23 protein-coding genes are annotated in these 20065 nt (G+C 54.3%); 22 read left to right on the top strand and 1 reads right to left on the bottom strand.

Annotation, left to right across the window (positions count from 1 at the left end; translation table 11 throughout):
* Window positions 1–162: 162 nt before the first annotated feature.
* Entirely contained in the window at window positions 163–834 is a 672-nt protein-coding gene (deoC, locus tag NSQ51_RS11400) for a deoxyribose-phosphate aldolase (protein ID WP_033014695.1), read from the top strand.
* Here the strand turns inward: deoC and NSQ51_RS11395 are convergent.
* Window positions 831–1766 carry a Na/Pi symporter gene (locus NSQ51_RS11395; protein ID WP_049624502.1) on the bottom strand — a complete coding sequence of 312 codons (936 nt, stop codon included), beginning with the start codon at window positions 1764–1766 and terminating at the stop codon, window positions 831–833. The two genes, deoC and NSQ51_RS11395, sit on opposite strands and share 4 nt — an antisense overlap.
* A gap of 164 nt (window positions 1767–1930) precedes the next feature.
* Between NSQ51_RS11395 and rpsU the strand changes: the two genes are divergently transcribed.
* The 21 genes from rpsU (at window position 1931) to NSQ51_RS11290 (ending at window position 20019) form a co-directional block, all read left to right on the top strand.
* Window positions 1931–2104, top strand: a complete 174-nt coding sequence (gene rpsU, locus NSQ51_RS11390; RefSeq protein WP_008879912.1) for a 30S ribosomal protein S21 — start codon at window positions 1931–1933, stop codon at window positions 2102–2104.
* Window positions 2105–2133: 29 nt separating this feature from the next.
* Window positions 2134–2580 carry a GatB/YqeY domain-containing protein gene (locus tag NSQ51_RS11385; protein ID WP_033009641.1) on the top strand — a complete coding sequence of 149 codons (447 nt, stop codon included), beginning with the start codon at window positions 2134–2136 and terminating at the stop codon, window positions 2578–2580.
* Window positions 2581–2685: 105 nt separating this feature from the next.
* Window positions 2686–2979, top strand: coding sequence for a sporulation protein YqfC (gene yqfC / locus NSQ51_RS11380; protein ID WP_033009643.1), 294 nt, complete (start codon window positions 2686–2688; stop codon window positions 2977–2979).
* Window positions 2976–4163 carry a sporulation protein YqfD gene (yqfD, locus tag NSQ51_RS11375; RefSeq protein ID WP_049626365.1) on the top strand — a complete coding sequence of 396 codons (1188 nt, stop codon included), beginning with the start codon at window positions 2976–2978 and terminating at the stop codon, window positions 4161–4163. The genes yqfC and yqfD overlap by 4 nt, the downstream gene beginning before the upstream one ends.
* 2 nt (window positions 4164–4165) lie before the next feature.
* Window positions 4166–5128: a PhoH family protein gene (locus NSQ51_RS11370; RefSeq protein WP_033014687.1), complete on the top strand. Its 963-nt coding sequence runs from the start codon at window positions 4166–4168 to the stop codon at window positions 5126–5128.
* Window positions 5129–5182: 54 nt separating this feature from the next.
* Window positions 5183–7285 carry an HD family phosphohydrolase gene (locus NSQ51_RS11365; protein WP_121649972.1) on the top strand — a complete coding sequence of 701 codons (2103 nt, stop codon included), beginning with the start codon at window positions 5183–5185 and terminating at the stop codon, window positions 7283–7285.
* Window positions 7282–7752 carry an rRNA maturation RNase YbeY gene (gene ybeY, locus NSQ51_RS11360; protein ID WP_033014683.1) on the top strand — a complete coding sequence of 157 codons (471 nt, stop codon included), beginning with the start codon at window positions 7282–7284 and terminating at the stop codon, window positions 7750–7752. The genes NSQ51_RS11365 and ybeY overlap by 4 nt, the downstream gene beginning before the upstream one ends.
* A 2-nt stretch (window positions 7753–7754) precedes the next feature.
* On the top strand, window positions 7755–8108 hold the full coding sequence (locus NSQ51_RS11355; protein ID WP_033014681.1) for a diacylglycerol kinase family protein: 354 nt from the start codon (window positions 7755–7757) through the stop codon (window positions 8106–8108).
* 125 nt (window positions 8109–8233) lie between these two features.
* A complete protein-coding gene (locus tag NSQ51_RS11350) occupies window positions 8234–8632 on the top strand; it encodes a cytidine deaminase (RefSeq protein WP_033014679.1) in 399 nt (132 codons plus the stop codon).
* A complete protein-coding gene (gene era / locus NSQ51_RS11345) occupies window positions 8625–9533 on the top strand; it encodes a GTPase Era (RefSeq protein ID WP_033009655.1) in 909 nt (302 codons plus the stop codon). Before NSQ51_RS11350 ends, era begins: the two co-directional genes overlap by 8 nt.
* Before the next feature lie 102 nt (window positions 9534–9635).
* The gene (locus tag NSQ51_RS11340; protein WP_080985660.1) at window positions 9636–9779 is read left to right on the top strand and encodes a YqzL family protein; all 144 of its coding nucleotides are present in this window, start codon (window positions 9636–9638) and stop codon (window positions 9777–9779) included.
* A 31-nt stretch (window positions 9780–9810) separates the two neighbouring features.
* Window positions 9811–10587 (top strand): DNA repair protein RecO, encoded by a 777-nt coding sequence (gene recO, locus NSQ51_RS11335; RefSeq protein ID WP_121649973.1) that lies wholly within the window; start codon window positions 9811–9813, stop codon window positions 10585–10587.
* Between the two features lie 155 nt (window positions 10588–10742).
* Window positions 10743–11930, top strand: a complete 1188-nt coding sequence (locus NSQ51_RS11330; protein ID WP_033010947.1) for an IS701 family transposase — start codon at window positions 10743–10745, stop codon at window positions 11928–11930.
* A gap of 117 nt (window positions 11931–12047) precedes the next feature.
* Window positions 12048–12674: a helix-turn-helix transcriptional regulator gene (locus NSQ51_RS11325; RefSeq protein ID WP_255350126.1), complete on the top strand. Its 627-nt coding sequence runs from the start codon at window positions 12048–12050 to the stop codon at window positions 12672–12674.
* Between the two features lie 18 nt (window positions 12675–12692).
* Window positions 12693–13493 carry a pyruvate, water dikinase regulatory protein gene (locus NSQ51_RS11320; RefSeq protein WP_033009661.1) on the top strand — a complete coding sequence of 267 codons (801 nt, stop codon included), beginning with the start codon at window positions 12693–12695 and terminating at the stop codon, window positions 13491–13493.
* A 532-nt stretch (window positions 13494–14025) separates the two neighbouring features.
* On the top strand, window positions 14026–15822 hold the full coding sequence (gene dnaG, locus NSQ51_RS11315) for a DNA primase (protein ID WP_049624496.1): 1797 nt from the start codon (window positions 14026–14028) through the stop codon (window positions 15820–15822).
* A 34-nt stretch (window positions 15823–15856) separates the two neighbouring features.
* Entirely contained in the window at window positions 15857–16987 is a 1131-nt protein-coding gene (rpoD, locus tag NSQ51_RS11310) for an RNA polymerase sigma factor RpoD (RefSeq protein WP_033014671.1), read from the top strand.
* A gap of 75 nt (window positions 16988–17062) precedes the next feature.
* Window positions 17063–17581 (top strand): hypothetical protein, encoded by a 519-nt coding sequence (locus NSQ51_RS11305; RefSeq protein WP_049624495.1) that lies wholly within the window; start codon window positions 17063–17065, stop codon window positions 17579–17581.
* A 108-nt stretch (window positions 17582–17689) separates the two neighbouring features.
* Window positions 17690–18052, top strand: a complete 363-nt coding sequence (gene cccA / locus NSQ51_RS11300; RefSeq protein WP_121650078.1) for a cytochrome c550 — start codon at window positions 17690–17692, stop codon at window positions 18050–18052.
* 144 nt (window positions 18053–18196) lie between these two features.
* A complete protein-coding gene (locus NSQ51_RS11295) occupies window positions 18197–18901 on the top strand; it encodes a tRNA (adenine(22)-N(1))-methyltransferase TrmK (protein WP_121650079.1) in 705 nt (234 codons plus the stop codon).
* Window positions 18898–20019, top strand: coding sequence for a Nif3-like dinuclear metal center hexameric protein (locus NSQ51_RS11290; RefSeq protein ID WP_033007938.1), 1122 nt, complete (start codon window positions 18898–18900; stop codon window positions 20017–20019). The genes NSQ51_RS11295 and NSQ51_RS11290 overlap by 4 nt, the downstream gene beginning before the upstream one ends.
* Window positions 20020–20065 lie beyond the last annotated feature (46 nt).

The following is a 20065-nucleotide window of genomic DNA, read 5'->3' as shown; positions in this document are numbered from 1 at the left end:
ATATGGAGAGACAAGCACAGACACCCCAGCCTCGGCTGGGGTTTTTTCTTCTTTTTCTCGGGAACTATACAGATGACGGCTAGTTTTTGCCTCGCAGACATGGTATGATGGTAGACGTCAGACCTTTTATCTTTTTGCAGCGGCAGAAAGGGGCAAGTGTCCATGACAGTGAACATTGCGAACATGATCGACCATACGCTGCTCAAGCCGGAGGCAACGGAAGAGCAAATCGTTCAATTATGCGCGGAGGCGAAACAGTACGGGTTTGCCTCAGTATGCGTCAACCCGTCGTGGGTGAAAACGGCGGCGCGGGAACTTTCCGGCACGGATGTCCGCGTCTGCACGGTCATCGGCTTTCCGCTTGGGGCGACAACGCCGGAAACGAAAGCGTTTGAAACGAAAAACGCCATCGAAAACGGCGCACGCGAAGTCGATATGGTCATCAACCTCGGCGCCTTAAAAAGCGGAGCCGACGACTGGGTGGAGCGCGATATTCGCGCCGTCGTCGAAGCGGCAGCCGGAAAAGCACTCGTGAAAGTAATTATTGAAACGGCGCTTTTGACGGATGATGAAAAAGTGCGCGCTTGCCAATTGGCGGTGAAAGCGGGCGCTGACTATGTGAAAACATCGACTGGGTTCTCAGGCGGCGGCGCGACGGTTGAAGACGTCGCGCTGATGCGAAAAACGGTCGGCGACAATGTGGGCGTCAAAGCTTCAGGAGGCGTTCGCGACCGGAAAACAGCTGAGGCGATGATCGAGGCTGGGGCGACGCGCATCGGGACGAGCTCCGGGGTTGCCATCGTCAGCGGCCAAACTGGGCGCGCCGATTATTAAGCCCGCTTTTGGCCATGCAAACGCAAGATGGCCGTTTCGATGATGCCGACAAACGGCAACGCGGCGGCTGAACAAATGGTGTTAAACAAGACGCTCACATGGGCGAGCTGCACATCCGGCGCCGGGCTGAGCATGGCGGCAAAACGGGCGAACGGCTCCGTCCAGAAGGCAAAGACGGCAACGCCGGCGACGTTCAGCCATAAATGGGTATAAGCGGTCAGCTGGGCTTCTTTGCTTGAACCGATGGAGGCCAGCAGCCCGGTAATGCACGTGCCGATGTTGGCGCCAAGCAATATCGCGATGGCGGCTGGAAGCGTCAACAACTGTTCGTTTAAAAACCCCATGGCGATGCCGATCGTCGCCGCGCTCGAATGGACGAGGGCGGTCAAGACAATGCCGACGAAGAGTCCGATGGCGGTCGAGCTGTTCGTTTGCTTGAGCCAGGCGTCAACAAGCGGGTAATCGGCGAGCGGCTTGGCGAGGCTGGAGAAGCCGTTCATGGCAAACAGCAAGGCGGCAAGGCCGACGGCGATCATCCCGATGCTGTAAACGAAGCGGCGGCGTCCTATGAAGACGAGAAGTGCGCCGCCGATGAGAAGCGGAATGGCGCCGTCGCCGATATCGAGTGTCATCAGCTCGGTTGTGACGGTTGAGCCGATGTTACTGCCTAAAATGATGCCGATGGACTGGCGAAACGATAAATAGCCGGTGGCGACGAGGCCGATCGTCATCACCATGACCGCCGAGCTGCTTTGCACGAGGGCGGTTGCCGCCATCCCGGTGAGAAATCCTTGCCATGGCGCAGCGGTAAAGCGCATGAGCCATCGTTTCAACCGATGGCCGGATAATGCGTAAAACCCGGCCTTCATCATGAACATACCGATCAGAAAAATGGCGGTGTAAATGGCAAACAGCATCAAAAGCGGCCCCACGGGCGATCTCCCCTTTCATCCTATATGTATGGGCCTCGTCCGCGGACGATGACTGCTTTTTTCGGCGCCGGGATCGCTCTTTTTTATTGACCTTTTCTGCCGGCATGTATTATAATTGACAAGTACAATATGCAATGGTTGTTGTTCGGAGGGAGGGAAGCAGGATGTCCAAAACGATCGTTCGCAAAAACGAGTCGATCGACGACGCTCTTCGTCGCTTTAAACGCGCCGTTTCGAAAACGGGTACTTTGCAAGAAGTGAGAAAGCGCGAATTTTATGAAAAACCAAGCGTCAGACGGAAGAAAAAATCTGAAGCGGCTAGAAAGCGCAAGCACTAAGAGCATGCATTAAAGAGGGTGTATAATCGGTGAGTCTTCTCGATCGTTTGAATGACGATATGAAGCAGGCGATGAAAAACAAGGAGAAAGAAAAGCTGTCTGTTCTCCGTATGCTGAAGGCGGCGCTGCAAAACGAGGCGATCAAGCTCGGCAAAAGCCCGCTTTCGGAAGACGAAGAGCTGACCGTTCTTTCTCGTGAACTGAAGCAGCGTAAAGACTCCCTCCGCGAATTTGAAAACGCTGGCCGTTCAGATCTTGTCGAAAAAGTAAAAACCGAAATTGACATCGTTCAGTCGTATATGCCGAAACCGCTGACAGAGGACGAACTTCGCGAACTGATCGAGCAGACGATCAAGGAAGTCGGGGCTTCGTCGAAGGCGGATATGGGAAAAGTGATGAGCGCCATCATGCCGAAAGTGAAAGGCAAAGCGGACGGTTCGCTCGTCAATAAATTGGTGCAACAACAGCTTTCATAAAACAAGCAATGGGCCTTGCCGGCAGGCGGGCCCGTTGTTTTTGAAAAGCGGTGCTAGAACCCCCTTTTGTCTCATACATATGAGATGAAAGGGGGGTCTTTTTGTATGGTGAAGAAATGGCGCCAGCAGATGAAGCGGTGGATGGCGGAAAAGCTCGAGCTTCCCGCCGATATCGTCATGGATCTGCCCCGCATCACGATGGTGGGGCACATACATATTTACATTGAAAACCACCGAGGGCTGCTCGCGTTCAGCGATAAAGAGCTCCGCCTTTTGCTGCGGAACGGGCAGCTGCTTGTCCGCGGCGAACAGTTTGTCATCAAAACGATTTTGCCGGAAGAAATTTTATTGGAGGGGAAAATCAGCCAAGTCGTTTATATAGAGGAGGACAAACGATGAAAAATGGATGGGTTGACACGTTAGCCGGCAGCGTGCGTGTCAAGGCGGAAGGAAAAGGGATCGAACGGCTGATCAACGCCTGCGTGCGCCAGGGCATCGCCGTATGGAATGTGAAAAATCATAGTCGGGAGACGGCGACATTTTTCATTAAGCTCAGCGATGTCAAGCGGTTTCGCCATATCGCCCGGCAAAGCGAGTGCAAGCTTTCGTTTGTCGGGAGAAGAGGGTTGCCGTTTTTTTGGCGACGGGCGCGGCGAAACAGCGGGTTTGGGCTCGGGCTGCTCCTTTTTGCGGCCATTGTATTTCTGCTGTCCAACGTTGTGTGGAGCATTGACATTGAAGGCGCCTCCCCCGAGACAGAACATCAAATCGTCCGCGAACTAAAACGGATGGGCGTCGAGCGCGGCGTGTTTCAATTTCTGCTCGATGACCCGGAAACGTTGCAAAGGAAACTGACCGAACGCATCCATGACATTACATGGGTCGGCGTCGAGTGGGAAGGGACGTTGCTGCATTTCCGCGTCGTGGAAAAAGAAATTCCGGAACCGAAAGAACCGATCCCCCCGCGCCATTTAGTCGCCAAAAAAGAGGCGGTGATCGCCGATTTGTTCGTTGAAGAAGGACAACCGCTCGTTTCCGTCAATGATTATGTACAAAAAGGTCAGCTTCTCGTTTCCGGCGTGATCGGCGCCGAGGGGAGAACGAAATTTGTACCGGCGACCGGAAAGGTGCTTGGCGAGACATGGTACAAGTCCACCGTTGTCCTGCCGCTTGAGACGACGTTTCATGTGTTGACCGGCGCGTTCGCCGAACGGCATTATATCGCAATGGGCCGCTTTTCCCTTCCAATCTGGGGGTGGGAGAAGCCGGCGTTCGCCCATACGGTCATCGAAACGAAAAAGCGGCCGTTTCGGTTTTGGAAATGGGACTTGCCGGTGTATTACGAGCGTGTTACGATTCGTGAAGCCGAGGAAGTGAAACGGAGCTATACGTGGGAAGAGGCGTTTGCAGAAGCGAAAAAGATCGCCCGCCGCGAGCTGCGGGCCAAGCTGCCGGAAGAGGCGGTCATTCGCGGCGAAAAAGTTTTGCATCAGACGAAAGAGAATGGTAAAGTAAGGGTAGAATTGCATTACGAAGTCATCGAAAATATTGCTGTACCACAACCCATCGTTCAAGGAGATTGAGAATGTCAGAGCAGTTTATCACGATCAGCCAACACGTGCGCAATCAACAGGAAGCGGCGGCGCTCTTTGGCGTTCATGACGCCCATTTAAAGCGGATTGAGGAAGAGCTTGGCGTGTCGATTGTGACGCGCGGGGAGACGGTCAACGTCTCCGGAACGCCGCAGCAAGTCCAGCTCGTCGATGAGCTGCTTCGCCATTTATTGATTGTCATCCGCAAAGGGGTGGCCGTCAGCGAGCGCGACATCATCTATGCCGTACAGCTGGCGAAAAAAGGGGCGCTTGACGGCCTCATCCAGCTGTACGAAGAAGAGATTACGAAAAATGCCAAAGGGAAGTCGATCCGCGTCAAAACGCTCGGCCAGCGTTATTACGTGGCGGCGATTGAACAACACGACTTGACGTTTGGCATCGGGCCGGCCGGAACCGGGAAAACGTACTTGGCGGTTGTCATGGCGGTGAAGGCGCTGAAAAACGGCAGCGTCAAACGCATCATTTTGACCCGACCGGCTGTCGAGGCGGGGGAAAGCCTCGGCTTTTTGCCCGGCGACTTGAAGGAGAAAGTCGACCCGTATTTGCGCCCACTGTACGATGCGCTAAACGACGTGCTCGGAGCGGAGTATGTGCAGCGCCTCATTGAACGCGGCACGATTGAGATCGCTCCGCTCGCCTATATGCGTGGCCGGACGCTTGAGGATGCGTTCGTCATTCTGGACGAAGCGCAAAATACGACGCCGGCGCAAATGAAAATGTTTTTAACCCGGCTTGGTTTTGGGTCAAAAATGGTGATCACCGGCGATATTTCCCAAGTCGACCTGCCAAAAGGAGTCGAGTCGGGGCTGTCGGTCGCGAAGCGCATTTTGGCTTCCATCAGCGGCATTGCTTTTGTGTTTTTGGAGCAGTCTGATGTTGTCCGCCATCCGCTTGTGGCGAAAATTATTAATGCCTACGATGAGGCCGGCTTATAGAGCACAGACCGGGATGGATGGCACAGCTTTTCTTACAAAGCGAGGGGAAAACCGGTGGGAAGGCTTCGTTTTTTTCTCGAGCGGACAAAAGACGTCCGCTTCGTCCGCTTTTGGCTGTTTTTGTTTTTGGCTGCGCTGTTGTTTGCTGTGTTGTACTGGCAAGTGAAACCGCGCCAATATGAGCTGCGCCTGTTTGACGTCGCTAAAGAAACGATCCGCTCGCCGGTGACGGTTGAGGACAAAGAAGCGACAGCCAGGCTGAAAGAAGAAGCAGCCGCCAAAGTGGCAGACGTTTATACGTTGAAAAAAGAATATGCCGAAAACCGTGTCGATCTTCTTTCCTCGCTGTTTGCCGCCATTGAGAGCGTGCAAAACGAGGCGGGTTCGGGCCGTTCGCCCGGTGATTTGACAGCGAAGCTCGAGGAACGGCTGCCGCCGGAGTGGTTTGCCTACCTGTCCTCTGAAGAATGGCGGCGGCTGCTCAGCGCTTCTCCCGGTGAACTCGAGACAGCCAAAGAAGCAGCGTTGACGGCCGTGCATGCGGCCATGAGCGAGCGCATTTCCCAGGCGGAGCTTGACGAGGCGCGCGCGAAAGCAGCGACAGAGCTCAAGTATGCGGCGCTGCCGCCGGCGTTGCGCGAAACCGTCGCCAAGTTGTGCCGGCAGGCTGTCATTCCGAACGTCGTCTACGACCGGACGGCGACGGAAGAAAAGCGGCGGCAGGCGATGGATGAAGTGAAGCCAGTGAAAATTTTGCAAGGGCAAGTGATCGTGGAGGAAGGGCAATTTATTACGAGTGACATTTACCACCGGCTTGAGCTCGTCGGCCTGCTTGGCGGCGGACGCCCGCATTGGCCGGCCGCGGGGCTTTGTTTGTTCGTGCTGCTCTTGCTTGCGCCGCTCGCTTACTATTTCCGCGCCGAGAAGACGAATGAAAACTTGCTGCTTTATGGAGCGGTGTTCACGTTGATGATGGCGGTGATGGTGCTCATTCGCCTGCTGCCGTCCGGCGGGGCCGTTTCGGCTGGCTATCTCGTTCCGGCAGCGTTCGGTCCAATGCTTGTCCGCGTGCTGCTTGGCGAGCGGCTGGCGGTGATGACCGCCATCATTGGGGCGGTGTGCGGCAGCATCTTGTTTAATGAAGAAATCGGGGCGACTGGCGCCGTATCGGTGTCCTTGGCTGTTTATTTGCTCGCTGGCGGCCTGGCTGGGACGTTTTGCCTGCCGAAGGAGCTGGCGAAGGCGAAAATTTGGCGTGCCGGTGTGCTTGTTGCCGTCGTCAATGCGGGTTTGCTCCTATCGTTGTTGCTAATGAAAAATGGCCGCTACTCGCTGGCTGAGATCGGCCTTTTTCTTCTCATGGCGGCGGCCTCCGGCATTTTCTCCGCCATTTTGACGATCGGGCTGCTGCCGGTGTTTGAGACGGCATTCGGCATTTTGTCGCCGCTTCGCCTCATTGAGCTGTCGAATCCAAATCACCCGCTGTTGCGTAAATTGTTGACGGAGGCGCCGGGGACGTATCATCACAGCATCATGGTCGCCAATTTGGCGGAAGCGGCGTGCGAGGCGATCGGCGCCGACGGCTTGCTAGCGCGCGTCGCCTGCTATTACCACGACATCGGCAAGACAAAGCGGCCCCGCTATTTCATTGAAAACCAAATGGGCGGCAATCCGCACGATCATTTGTCGCCGCAATTGAGCAAAAATATTATTATCGCCCATGTCACCGACGGCGTCGCCTTGCTTCGCAAGCACCGGCTGCCAAAGGAGATTGTCGACATCGCCGAACAGCATCATGGCACGACGCTGCTCAAGTATTTTTATCATAAAGCGCTCGAGCAAACGGGAGTGGTCTCCGAAGCCGAGTTCCGCTATCCCGGGCCGAAGCCGCAGACGAAAGAGGCGGCGGTCATCAACATTGCCGACAGCGTCGAGGCGGCTGTCCGTTCGTTGGCCAACCCCTCGCAGGAAAAAATCGAAAAGATCGTCCGGGGGATCATCGCCGACCGCCTGCAGGACAACCAGTTGAACGAGTGCGACATCACGATGAAAGAGTTGGAGATCGTCGCCCGTTCGCTTTGTGAGACGCTCAACGGCGTCTTCCATTCGCGCATTGAATACCCGGAAGTACGAAAGGAAAAGGTGAAGCATGCATGACCATTCACATCGACTTTATCGACGAAACGGGCGAAGTGACCGCAGAGCAGCTTGAGATGCTCGAGCAACTCCTTCGCGAAGCGGCAGCGAGCGAGAACGTGCCGGACGGGACGGAAGTGGGCGTCTCATTCGTGGACAACGAGCGCATTCGCCTGATGAACCGCGACTATCGCGGCAAAGACGCTCCGACTGATGTGCTTTCGTTCGCGTTGGAAGAGGAAGGAGAGGGCGAAGTCGACATCATCGGCGCCGATATGCCGCTGGTGCTTGGCGACATCGTCATCTCCATTCCGAAGGCGAAAGAGCAAGCGGCGGAATACGGGCATTCGTTCATGCGCGAGCTCGGGTTTTTGGCCGTGCACGGTTTTTTGCATTTGCTTGGCTATGACCACGAAACGGAAGAGGAAGAGCGCGTCATGTTTGCCAAGCAAGAGGAAATATTGACGCGGTTCGGATTGACGCGATAGCCATGCGAGGTGCGAGGGAACGGGATCGTTTCGCCTGGGCTTGGGCGGGAATGAAGGCGGCGGTGAAGGAGGAGGCGCATTTGCGTTTTCACTTGGCGGCCGCCGTTGTTGCCTTTGCGCTCGGTTTCGCTGTCGGGCTGTCGCGCTGGGAGTGGATTGTGTTAGTGCTGACAGTTGGTGCGGTCGTTACACTCGAGCTGGTGAATACAGCCATCGAGCGCACGGTCGACTTGGTGACAGGAGAGTTTCACCCGCTGGCGAAAGCGGCGAAAGATATCGCTGCTGCGGCTGTGCTCGTGGCTGCCGGGGTTGCTGTCATCATCGGGGCGCTGCTGTTTTGGCCGCATCTTCGCTGAACGAACGAGAGATAAAATTCTAATTTTTCTGTTACATTTTTGTTTCAAATGATGAAATTGGCGGCGATTTTTTGTAAAATAATAAAAGAAAGCAGCGTTTGCTTTCAGGAAAGGAAGAGCCATTCATGGAGATCGAACAGCTCATTGCCGAAGCGAAAAAAGCGCGCGAATTCGCATACGTGCCTTATTCGAAATTCAAAGTCGGCGCCGCGTTGCTGACGAAAGACGGCAGTGTGTACCGCGGCTGCAACATTGAAAACGCCGCTTACAGCGTGTGCAATTGCGCGGAGCGGATCGCGCTGTTTAAGGCGTATTCCGAAGGGGAAACGGAGTTTGCCGCCCTCGCGGTCATTGCCGACACTCCCCGCCCGGTTCCGCCGTGCGGCGCATGCCGTCAAGTGATCGCTGAGCTTTGCCCTAGCGATATGAAAGTCATTTTGGCCAATATCAACGGCGATGTCAAAATCGTCACCGTTCAAGAACTGCTGCCAGATGCTTTTTCAGCGGAGGATATGCATGAATAAGGAAGGATACAAATCAGGGTTTGTTGCCATTATCGGAAGACCGAACGTAGGAAAATCGACGTTTTTAAACCGTGTCGTCGGGCAAAAAATCGCCATTATGAGCGACAAACCGCAGACGACGCGCAATAAAATCCAAGGCGTGTACACGGATGAGGACGCGCAAATCATTTTTATCGACACTCCCGGGGTGCATAAACCGAAGCATAAACTCGGCGATTTTATGATGAAAGTGGCGCTCAATGCGCTGCGCGAAGTCGATTTGATTTTGTTTATGGTCAATGCCGAGGAAGGGTTTGGGCGCGGCGAGGCGTTCATTATGGAGCGCTTGAAAGAAGTCGATACACCGGTGTTTTTGGTGATCAACAAAATCGATCGCGTTCACCCGGATGAGCTGCTGCCGCTCATTGACCAGTACAAGGATTTGCACCCTTTTGCGGAAATTGTGCCGATTTCAGCGCTTGAAGGAAACAATGTCGAGCGTCTGCTGGAGCAAATTAAAGAGCGGTTGCCGGAAGGACCGCAATATTATCCACCGGATCAAGTCACCGACCATCCGGAGCAGTTTATCATCGCCGAGCTCATTCGCGAGAAAGCGCTTCACTTGACGCGTGAGGAAGTTCCACATTCGATCGCCGTCGTCGTCGAACGCATTGAGCGGCGCGAAGAGACGGGCACGGTTTACGTCGGGGCTGTCATCGTTGTTGAGCGCGATTCGCAAAAAGGAATCATCATCGGCAAGCAAGGCCGGATGTTAAAGGAAATCGGACAGCGGGCGCGCGCTGACATTGAGGCGCTGCTTGGATCCAAAGTGTTTTTGGAGCTGTGGGTGAAGGTGCAAAAGGACTGGCGCAACCGCCTTTCGCAGTTGCGCGACTTCGGGTTTCGCGAGGACGAGTATTGACGGCTAGAAAATTTTACGCGACATAAACGGGTTTTGCCCGAGCCAACCTATAGGTAAAACCACCAATATGCAATGCCTGCAGGCAGAAAGAGGTGTCATTCCATGCTTGAGTTTACTTGGAAGTTGTTTAGCCAAACAGGCAATATCGATACGTACTTGTTGTTTAAAGAGTTGGAACGGGAGCGGCGGATCGGCGGTGAGGAGCAGAACACCGACCAGAAAGAAATCGACCAGCCGATCTCTTAGCATCGTCACTGGCCCAATTGGTGGTGGTTCAATGTTTGAAAAGTGTGAAGCGATCGTGATGCGGACCATCGATTATGGCGAGACGAATAAAATTGTCACATTGTTTACAAGGGAATGGGGAAAGGTGGCTGTGATGGCGCGAGGTGCGAAAAAGCCAAGCAGCCGCCTTTCTGCTGTTACGCAGCCGCTCGCCTATGGCCATTATTTGATCCGCCGCAGCCGCGGCGTCGGCGTTCTCCATCAAGGGGAGCTCATTGATTCGATGCGGGCGCTGCGTGAAGATTTGTTTGCCGCTGCCTATGCCGCGTATATTGTGGAGCTCACCGACAAAAGCACAGAAGAGCAAAAGTGCAATCCGTACTTGTTTGAGCTGTTGCGGCAGACGTTACAGTATATGAGCGAAGGGCGCGATTTAGAGATCATGGCGTTGATTTATGAGATGAAAATGCTCCCAGTGCTCGGCATTCCGCCGGTGCTTGACCGTTGCGCGCGTTGCGGGGCGACAGAAGGGAGCGTCTCGTTTTCGGTCAAGGAGGCGGGCTTCCTTTGTCATCGCTGCGAGGAGGCCGACCCGCACCGGATGCCGTTGTCGCCGGCGTCGGCCCGGCTGTTGCGCCTGTTTTTCCATATTGATCTTGCCCGGCTGGGCGCGATTTCGGTCAAAGAAACGACAAAGGCGGAATTGAAGGCGGTGCTGTCGGCGTACTACGATGAATATGCCGGCCTGTCGCTCAAGGCGAAACGCTTTTTGCAGCAAATGAGCGTGCTCAAAGACACACTCGCCCCCGATAGCGGCCAGGATGCTTAATTTTCCTTGTAAACGCGTGATGTAGTATAATATACTGTAGATGAGCAAATTCACTGACATAAATTGACAACTAAACAAAAAAGGAGACATGAACCGGACTCCTTGGGTAAAATAGATGTGCTCAAAACCCATTCACACAAGGAGGTTCATGTCTCATGAATAGATTAGCACATCACCAAGGAATCCACAAGTTTTTCTTCACGCTGGGGTTGACGCTGCAGCTTTCCAAACCGGTCATCAAGCATCTCATTCATATTGTCGATGCCTTGACCACCAAGGGATTCTCGGGAACATTGACTGATATTCATTACTGGAGCTTTCATCCGAATCATCGAACGACGCTCCGTCACTTTTTCACGAAAAGCCCTTGGAACGAGGAAAGGCTGCTTGGGAAGCTTCAAGAGTGGATCCTTTCCCAGGTCGAACGACTGGCCAAACGGAAGAATCAACCCCTTTTTGTTTCGATTGATGATACGATTTGCCAAAAAACAAAGCCTTCGTCACGGGCTGTGCACGCCATTCAAGGGTGCGACTGGCACTACTCGCATAAAGATCATCAATCGGTCTGGGGGCATTCGCTCGTTTGGCTGATGGTGCACACCTTCACGCAGGCGTTCCCATTTGCGTTCCGCCTGTATGACAAGAAAGCGGGAAAAAGCAAGATCGACCTGGCGATCGAGATGCTTTCCTCGCTCAAGGTGAAGCGGGCTCAGCCGGTGTATGTGCTCATGGATTCGTGGTATCCGTCCAAAAAGCTCATTGAAGCCTGCTTGAAACAGGGATTCCATGTCATCGCGATGCTCAAGACGAACCGGATTCTCTACCCGAAAGGCATCGCCATCCAAGCCAAGCAGTTCGCCCGCTATATCGAGTCCAAAGACACCCGCCTCGTCACGGTGGGGCAGGAGCGTTATCGCGTGTATCGCTATGAGGGGGCCATCCATGGCCTCGATGACGCGGTGGTGCTGCTGGCTTGGAAGGCGGATCAGCCGATGGCGCCGGAACATCTTCATTGCATCTTGAGCACCGACCGGGAACTCGGGGACGAAGACATCTTGCGTTACTACGCCCAGCGCTGGACGATCGAGTGCTTTTTCCGGCAGGCGAAAGATCAACTGAAGCTGGATGGATACCGCGTTCGCCACATTCGGGCGGTGAAACGGTATTGGGCGGTGGTGCTGTTGGCCTGCGTGTACAGCATCGCCGAATCCCGACAAAACCTCTCCACCGGGCTGGAGCTTCTTCGGTCGCGGAAAGACCACAGCGTCGTCGAGTTCATTTATGACGCTGCGAAGCAAGATATTCCCATTGATGTGATCAAAAAACAGCTCCGTATCGCGTAAGGGGTACCCTGTTTGTCTCTCTAACCATGGAAATTATTGTAATGAAAAATGCTCATCTACAGTAATATAAACAAGGATGATAGCGTGTGGGACCTTTTGGCAAGGTGGTGAGCGACGATCGAACTGAATAAACGCCAGGAACAAATTTTGCAAATTGTCAAAGACTACGGGCCGATCACCGGCGAGAGCATCGCCGAAAAGCTGAACTTGACGCGGGCGACGCTGCGGCCCGATCTCGCGATTTTGACGATGGCCGGCTATTTGGAAGCGCGGCCGCGCGTCGGTTATTTTTATACCGGAAAAACGGGCACGCAGCTGTTCGCCGATAAGATTAAAAAATTAAAAGTTGAAGACTACCAGTCCATCCCGGTCGTCGTCAACGAAAACGTGAGCGTCTATGATGCGATTGTCACGATGTTTTTGGAAGACGTCGGCACGCTGTTTGTCGTCGATGAGGAGTCGCTTCTTGCGGGCGTTTTGTCGCGCAAAGACTTGCTGCGCGCGAGCATCGGCAAACAGGAACTGACAGCGATTCCCGTTAATATTATCATGACAAGGATGCCGAACATCGCTGTTTGTTATAAAGATGATCCGCTGATTGAGGTGGCCGAACGGCTGATCGAGAAGCAAATCGACGCTATGCCGGTCGTGCGCAAAACGGAGAAGGGGTATGAAGTGATCGGCCGCATTACGAAAACGAATATGACGAAAGCGTTCGTCTCATTAGCCAAAGACGATGTGTGAGCGAAAAGGAGGAACAAAATGAATCAACGCCTCGTTTATGTCGTATCCGACTCGGGCGGGGAGACGGCTGAGCTTGTCGTCAAGGCGGCGGCCAGCCAGTTTTACGCCTCGCCGGTTCAAATCAAGCGCGTTCCATACGTAGAGGATAAAACGACGTTAGCCGAAGTGGTCGCGTTGGCCAAAATGAACCAAGCCATTATTGCCTTTACGCTCGTTGTTCCGGAAATGCGCGAATTTTTGCTTGCCGAGGCGGCGCGCGAAGGGGTGGTCGCTTACGATATCATCGGCCCACTCATCGAAAAAATGAGCGGCTTGTTCCAGCTGACGCCAAGGTATGAGCCGGGCCAGGTGCGCGTGCTCGACGAAGATTACTTCAAAAAAATCGAAGCGATCGAATTCGCCGTCAAATACGACGACGGCCGCGACCCACGCGGCATTTTGCGCGCTGATATTGTGTTGATCGGCGTATCGCGCACATCGAAAACGCCGCTGTCGCAATACTTGGCGCATAAGCGGCTGAAGGTGGCAAACGTACCGATCGTTCCGGAAGTCGAGCCGCCCGAGCAGCTGTTTCAAGTCGGGCCAGGCAAATGCTTCGGTTTGAAAATCAGCCCGGACAAGCTGCTGTCGATCCGCCGCGAGCGTTTGAAATCGCTCGGCTTGAACGACCAAGCCATCTATGCGAACATGGATCGCATTAAAGAAGAGCTGGCTTATTTTGACGAAGTCGTAAAAAAAATCGGCTGCGATGTCATCGATGTAACGAACAAAGCTGTGGAAGAAACGGCAAGCATCATTATGAAAAAGTTGAAGTGTTAAGAACGTTGGATCCGCCTGTTTTGTCCGCACGATTTCCTGCCGGTAATCGTGCGCTTTTTTATGGCATACGTCCCTGAGTTATATTATAATAAAAAATTGCGGGAAAAATGACCCTGCATAGGTTTAGAGTGGGCATAAGTCGAGTAAACTATTTATAGCTGTTTGTCAAGGAAAACAAGGGAAAAGTTTTCGACAAAAACCGCCGGGCGCCCGAAAAAAAAGAAGGATTTTTGGGGATGATGTAGAATAATAGGGAGTGTGAAGCCTTCCCTTGCTTTAGGGGCCAGGTTGTCCGCTGCAACAAAGTCAAAAAAATGAAATGTTCCCTTTGGCCTTGAAATATAATATATCGAAGCGCCCTTTCGCCAGCTTGACGCCGTTTGCTTTACGGAGGCGGCGGGCGGATTGGGAGGGCCGGCTGTTGCGGGCAAGGGGGAAGGCAAAACGGAGGAATTGAAAAAATTTGTCGAAAGTAAAAGGGAAATCGGCTGACAGCCGAGAATAAATTAAATTATGATACGGGGTTGTTCGTATGGGACATCGCATTCCCGAAGAAACGATTGAAGCCATTCGCCGCGGCGTCGATATTGTGGATGTCATCGGCGAATACGTCCAGCTGAAACGGCAGGGCCGCAACTATTTTGGCTTATGCCCCTTTCATGGGGAAAAGACGCCGTCGTTTTCCGTTTCTCCGGAAAAGCAAATTTTCCACTGCTTCGGTTGCGGAGCAGGAGGGAATGCCTTCACGTTTTTAATGGACATCGAGGGCATTCCGTTTGTGGAAGCGGCCAAACGGCTTGCAGCCAAGGCAGGCGTCGATTTGTCCGTCTATGAGCTGGATGTTCGCGGGCGCGATGATGGTCAGACGGACGAGGCGAAGGCGATGACGGAAGCGCATGCCTTGCTGAAACGATTTTACCATCATTTGCTTGTCCATACAAAAGAAGGACAAGCCGCGCTTGATTACTTGCAGGCGCGCGGATGGACAAAAGAAACGATCGACCGGTTTGAAATCGGCTATGCCCCGGATGCACCTGATGCGGCGGCCAAGTTGCTGGAGAGCCATTCCTTTTCTCTTCCGGTGATGGAAAAGGCGGGGTTGTTGACGAAAAAAGAGGACGGGCGATACGTCGACCGGTTCCGGAACCGCATTATGTTTCCGATCCACGACCACCGCGGCGAAACGGTGGGGTTTTCCGGCCGCCTGCTCGGCGAAGGGCATCCGAAATATGTCAACAGCCCAGAAACGCCCGTTTTCCGCAAAGGGGCGATTCTATACCACTTTCATGCGGCGCGGGTGCCGATCCGCAAGCGGCAGGAGGCGCTGCTTGTCGAAGGGTTTGCCGATGTCATTTCCGCAGCGCAGGCCGGCATCGATTATGCCATTGCGACGATGGGGACGTCGCTGACCGAGGAGCAGGCGCGCATTTTGCGCCGCCATGCGGACACTATAACGATTTGTTATGACGGCGACAGCGCCGGGATCGAAGCCGCTTGGCGCGCTGCTGAGCAGCTGAGCGCATTGGGATGCCGCGTCAAGGTGGCATCCCTTCCGAACGGTCTTGACCCGGATGAATATATACGTGTTTATGGCGGTGAACGGTTTGCCGGAGAAGTGGCTGCCGCCCGACCGCTCGTGGCGTTTAAAATGGCGTATTTGCGGCGCGGAAAAAATTTGCAGCACGAAGGGGAGCGGCTCCGCTATATTGATGAAGCGCTCCGGGAGATCGGCAAGCTGTCGAGCCCGGTGGAACAAGATTATTATTTGCGCCAGCTCGCTGAAGAGTTTTCGTTGTCGCTTTCCGCTCTTCATGAGCAGCTGTCCCGCAGCCAGCGCGAGAGGACAAAGCCGCGGGAGGCGCCCGATGGGGAAACGGCGCGGCCGATGCTGGCGAAAAAGTTGCTGCCGGCTTTTCAAAATGCGGAACGGTTGCTGCTTGCTCATATGATGAGAAGCCGCGATGTGGCGCTGGTCGTTCAAGAGCGGATTGGCGGCCGGTTTAACATCGAGGAGCATCGGGCGTTAGCCGCTTATATTTACGCCTTTTACGAAGAAGGGCATGAAGCCGACCCGGGTGCGCTCATCTCAAGAATCCCCGGCGAGTTGCAGCCGCTCGCGAGCGAGCTGTCGCTTTTATTGATCGCAGATGACGTTTCCGAACAGGAGCTCGAGGATTATATCAGGCATGTGTTGAATCGCCCAAAATGGTTAATGCTAAAGGTAAAAGAACAAGAAAAAACGGAAGCGGAGCGAAGAAAGGACTTTTTGACAGCCGCCCGCATCGCCAAAGAAATGATTGAAATGAAAAAAATGTTATCTTCCTCATAATATGGTGGTATGAGTTTTTAAAGGAGGTAATGAAATGGCCGAAAAACCAGCCCAATCAAAGCAGGCCGAGGCGGCTGCCGGCGAAACGCTGGAGCAGGTGAAAGAGCAGCTCGCTGAGCTCGGCAAGAAGCGCGGCATCCTCACATACGAAGAAATTGCCGAGCGGCTTTCCGGCTTTGATTTGGACTCCGACCAAATGGACGAATATTATGAATACTTGGCTGACCAAGGCATTGAAGTCATCAGCGAATCCGATTTGGAAGCCGATCCGGACATCGATGAGCTGGCCAAGGAGGCGGAATTCGACTTAAATGACTTATCCGTTCCTCCCGGCGTGAAAATCAATGACCCGGTGCGCATGTACTTAAAAGAAATCGGCCGTGTCCCCCTTTTATCAGCGGAAGAAGAAATTGAGCTGGCGAAGCGGATCGAACAAGGCGATGAAGAGGCGAAGCGCCGGCTGACGGAAGCCAACCTCCGCCTCGTCGTCAGCATTGCCAAACGGTATGTCGGCCGCGGCATGCTTTTCCTCGATTTGATCCAGGAAGGGAACATGGGGCTGATCAAGGCGGTTGAAAAGTTTGATTACCGCAAGGGCTACAAGTTCAGCACGTACGCGACGTGGTGGATCCGACAAGCCATTACGAGGGCGATCGCCGATCAAGCGCGGACGATCCGCATCCCGGTGCATATGGTCGAGACGATCAACAAACTGATCCGCGTTCAACGGCAGTTGCTCCAAGACCTCGGGCGCGAACCAACGCCGGAAGAAATCGCCGAGGAAATGGATTTGACGCCGGAAAAAGTGCGGGAAATTTTGAAGATCGCCCAAGAGCCGGTGTCGCTCGAGACGCCGATCGGCGAAGAAGACGACTCGCATCTTGGCGACTTCATCGAAGACCAAGATGCGACGTCGCCATCGGAACACGCCGCTTATGAGCTGTTGAAAGAGCAGCTTGAAGATGTGCTTGATACGCTGACCGACCGCGAAGAGAACGTGCTCCGCCTCCGTTTCGGGCTTGACGACGGCCGGACGCGGACGCTGGAAGAAGTAGGCAAGGTGTTTGGTGTGACGCGCGAACGCATTCGCCAAATCGAAGCCAAAGCGTTGCGCAAGCTACGCCATCCGAGCCGCAGCAAACGGCTGAAAGACTTTTTGGAATGACTGTTCGTTCCATAGTTTACTTCTTCGGAAGTAAACTATTTTTTTCTTCTTCTTTTGGCGAAAGGTGGAATGCAAATGAACCGGAGACGGCGGGAAACGATTATCCGAGAAATCGAGTATTGGAAACGTTCGCGCCTCCTGCCAGAGCATTATTGCAATTATTTGCTCGCGCTTTATACCGAGGGCGATGCTTCCCTGAGCCCGCGCCGCCCGTTGCGCAGCCGGCTGGAGGCCAGCCTTTGTTTATTGTTGCCAGCTGCCGCCCTTGCCATTTATTTTACTGAATTGTCATTTGTTTTGCAAACACTCCTTTGTGCCCTTTTTTTCGCTGTTTGCCTGTTTTTTTGCTGGCGGTGGCGGAACGAACGAGAACTTCTTCACTTTCCGCTCATCGGAAGCGCTTGGATTTTGCTCGTGGCATCCATGTTGGAGGTTGACCGCTTTTTCCAGGGGCAAGCGGGTGCGCTAGCCGCTGCCGTGATCGGAAACTGTGTTCTCTGGTTTGCAGTCGGCCGTCTGCTTCGCCTTCGCTACTTTTCGCTCGCCGCTGTCAGCGGACCGCTGCTTGTAGCCGCCGCCATCTGGTGGTGTTGAGGTGTGTTGTTGCCTTTTCGGCAACTTAGAGCTTTTCCTTGTCCATTATTTACAGTAAAATAAAATTGTTTGCAACGTTCTTCATTATACATAAGGGAGGTAAAAGAGATGAACCGCAATCCGCTCATCCCGTTTTTCATCATCATGGCATTCGGGATTGTGCTGACGTTCGTCTTGTCGTTTAAAGGGCTAGGCGATGCGAAGGAAATGGCCAAAGAGAAAAAAGGCGGGAAAAAAACGGAACAAACGGCCGAATTCAATCCGGAACAGTTTTACCAACAAACGTGTTCTGGCTGTCACGGCCAAAACTATGAAGGCGGCGTCGGCCCGGCATTAAAAGGAGTCGGCGAACGGTTATCGGCGGACCAAATTAAAGATGTCCTGCAAAACGGACGCGGCAACATGCCGCCAGGGCTTGTGCCGGCTGACAACATCGACGCGATGACGAAATGGCTCGCCGGTTTAAAATAATGGATGGTGAACATCCCTTTGCTTTTGGCAAGGGGATGTTTTGTTTAGTACAATAGAGGCGCGCGACCTTGAGAACAGGAAAGGAGGAAGGAGCGGCCGCCTTCGCCCAGCGGTGGAAGGAAGGCGGGCTGCACCAAAGGAGCCATGAACGAGTTTCGCCTATCAAAGCGGTTGGCAACGGTCGCTTCCTTCATTCCGAAAGGAGCCGTGCTCGCTGACATTGGGTCGGATCATGCGTATTTGCCTTGCTATGCCTGCCTGCACGGGTATGTGTCAAAAGCCATTGCCGGCGAGGTCGCTGACGGCCCGCTTCGCTCCGCGCAGCAACAAGTGGAAAAGACGGGGCTTTCCGACCGCATTTCGGTGCGCAAAGGAGACGGATTGGCTGTCATCGCTCCGGGGGAAGTGGATTGCATCACGATCGCCGGCATGGGCGGCTCCCTTATCACCCGCATTTTGGATGAGGGGAAAGAAAAGCTCGTCGGTGTCCAACGGCTCATTTTGCAGCCGAACATTGGCGCTGAACTGATCCGCCGCTGGCTCTTCGATCATGGGTGGGAGTTGATTGCCGAACGCATACTGAAGGAAGATGGGCAAATTTACGAAGTGCTTGCCGCCGAGCGCGGCGACGCCCGGCGGCCGTACCGCCATCTGGAGGCGGAATTGCTCCTTGGGCCGTTTTTGCGCCGGGAAAACAGCGAGGTGTTCCGCGAAAAATGGCAGCGCGAGCTTCTGCATTGGAAACGGATTATCGCCGATTTGGCGGAGAAAGGGGAAAGCGAGGCGGCTAGGGTGAAAATGCGCGAACTGGAGAAAAAAGTCCAATTGGTAGAGGAGGCGTTGCGATGAGCCGGGTTCCGTACGGTCATGAAGTTATTCAGCTTGTGGAACGGCTTGCCCCGAAACAGCTCGCCATGGAAGGGGACCGGATCGGCCTGCAAATCGGGACGTTGAACAAGCCGGTCCGGAAAGTGATGATCGCCCTCGACGTGCTGGAAGACGTCGTCGCCGAAGCCATCAATCAACGAGTCGATTTGATTATCGCCCATCATCCGCCGCTCTACCGCCCGCTTAAGCAGCTGTTGACGGACGACGGGCACGGGCGGACGATCGCGGCGTGCATCAAGCACGACATCGCTGTGTATGCCGCCCACACGAATTTAGACGTCGCATTTGGCGGGGTCAATGATTGGCTCGCCGAGGCGCTTGGTTTAAGCGAGACGGCGGTGCTCGTGCCAACATATACAGAACCGTTGAAAAAGCTCGTTGTCTACGTGCCGGCGAGTCATGCCGAGGCGGTGCGGGCGGCGTTAGGCGATGCCGGCGCCGGCCATATCGGACGCTACAGCCATTGCACGTTCAACAGCCACGGCATCGGAACGTTTTTGCCGGAAGAAGGAGCACAGCCGTTTATCGGGGAACAAGGGAAGCTCGAAGAAGTGGAGGAAGTGCGCATTGAGACGATCGTTCCTGCTTCCTTGGAACGGAATGTCATTCAAGCGATGCTGGCTGCCCATCCGTATGAAGAAGTAGCCTATGATCTTTATCCGCTTGACAACGAGGGGCGCCGCTTTGGGCTTGGCCGCATCGGGAGGCTGCCGCAGCCGGTGACGCTGCGCGCCTTCGCCGAACAAGTGAAAACCGCATTTTCCGTCCCGGCCGTGCGCGTCGTCGGCCGGCTCGATGACCTTGTGCAAACCGTCGCCGTACTGGGCGGGGACGGGAACAAGTTTGTCGCTGCTGCCGCCTCGGCTGGAGCGGACGTGTACGTGACCGGCGATGTGTACTACCATACGGCCCATGACGCCCAGGCGCTCGGCTTGCGCCTTGTCGACCCGGGCCATAATGTTGAAAAAGTGATGAAGCAAGGATTAGCCCGCTATTTAATGGCAGAGCTCCGGAAGCGGCAGTGGGAAACGGACGTGATCGCCTCCAGCGTTCATACGGATCCGTTTCAGTTCATCTAAGCGGCAAGCGAAAAAGGCTGTTCCACCAGGCGGTTTTGCCGACTGC

It is taken from the genome of Geobacillus sp. FSL K6-0789, from assembly GCF_038593135.1.
GTDB classification, from domain to species: Bacteria; Bacillota; Bacilli; order Bacillales; family Anoxybacillaceae; genus Geobacillus; species Geobacillus stearothermophilus.
The sequence above is the reverse complement of the archived record's forward strand: the minus strand, read 5'-3'. Positions and strand labels throughout refer to the sequence as shown.

Bases quoted from the DNA above. Each gene is read 5' to 3' on its own strand.
- deoC (WP_033014695.1), top strand. From the start codon at position 163: ATGACAGTGAACATTGCGAACATGATCGACCATACGCTGCTCAAGCCG.
- rpsU (WP_008879912.1), top strand. From the start codon at position 1,931: ATGTCCAAAACGATCGTTCGCAAAAACGAGTCGATCGACGACGCTCTT.
- yqfC (WP_033009643.1), top strand. From the start codon at position 2,686: ATGGTGAAGAAATGGCGCCAGCAGATGAAGCGGTGGATGGCGGAAAAG.
- yqfD (WP_049626365.1), top strand. From the start codon at position 2,976: ATGAAAAATGGATGGGTTGACACGTTAGCCGGCAGCGTGCGTGTCAAG.
- NSQ51_RS11370 (WP_033014687.1), top strand. From the start codon at position 4,166: ATGTCAGAGCAGTTTATCACGATCAGCCAACACGTGCGCAATCAACAG.
- ybeY (WP_033014683.1), top strand. From the start codon at position 7,282: ATGACCATTCACATCGACTTTATCGACGAAACGGGCGAAGTGACCGCA.
- NSQ51_RS11355 (WP_033014681.1), top strand. From the start codon at position 7,755: ATGCGAGGTGCGAGGGAACGGGATCGTTTCGCCTGGGCTTGGGCGGGA.
- NSQ51_RS11350 (WP_033014679.1), top strand. From the start codon at position 8,234: ATGGAGATCGAACAGCTCATTGCCGAAGCGAAAAAAGCGCGCGAATTC.
- era (WP_033009655.1), top strand. From the start codon at position 8,625: ATGAATAAGGAAGGATACAAATCAGGGTTTGTTGCCATTATCGGAAGA.
- NSQ51_RS11340 (WP_080985660.1), top strand. From the start codon at position 9,636: ATGCTTGAGTTTACTTGGAAGTTGTTTAGCCAAACAGGCAATATCGAT.
- recO (WP_121649973.1), top strand. From the start codon at position 9,811: ATGTTTGAAAAGTGTGAAGCGATCGTGATGCGGACCATCGATTATGGC.
- NSQ51_RS11330 (WP_033010947.1), top strand. From the start codon at position 10,743: ATGAATAGATTAGCACATCACCAAGGAATCCACAAGTTTTTCTTCACG.
- NSQ51_RS11320 (WP_033009661.1), top strand. From the start codon at position 12,693: ATGAATCAACGCCTCGTTTATGTCGTATCCGACTCGGGCGGGGAGACG.
- dnaG (WP_049624496.1), top strand. From the start codon at position 14,026: ATGGGACATCGCATTCCCGAAGAAACGATTGAAGCCATTCGCCGCGGC.
- rpoD (WP_033014671.1), top strand. From the start codon at position 15,857: ATGGCCGAAAAACCAGCCCAATCAAAGCAGGCCGAGGCGGCTGCCGGC.
- NSQ51_RS11305 (WP_049624495.1), top strand. From the start codon at position 17,063: ATGAACCGGAGACGGCGGGAAACGATTATCCGAGAAATCGAGTATTGG.
- cccA (WP_121650078.1), top strand. From the start codon at position 17,690: ATGAACCGCAATCCGCTCATCCCGTTTTTCATCATCATGGCATTCGGG.
- NSQ51_RS11295 (WP_121650079.1), top strand. From the start codon at position 18,197: ATGAACGAGTTTCGCCTATCAAAGCGGTTGGCAACGGTCGCTTCCTTC.
- NSQ51_RS11290 (WP_033007938.1), top strand. From the start codon at position 18,898: ATGAGCCGGGTTCCGTACGGTCATGAAGTTATTCAGCTTGTGGAACGG.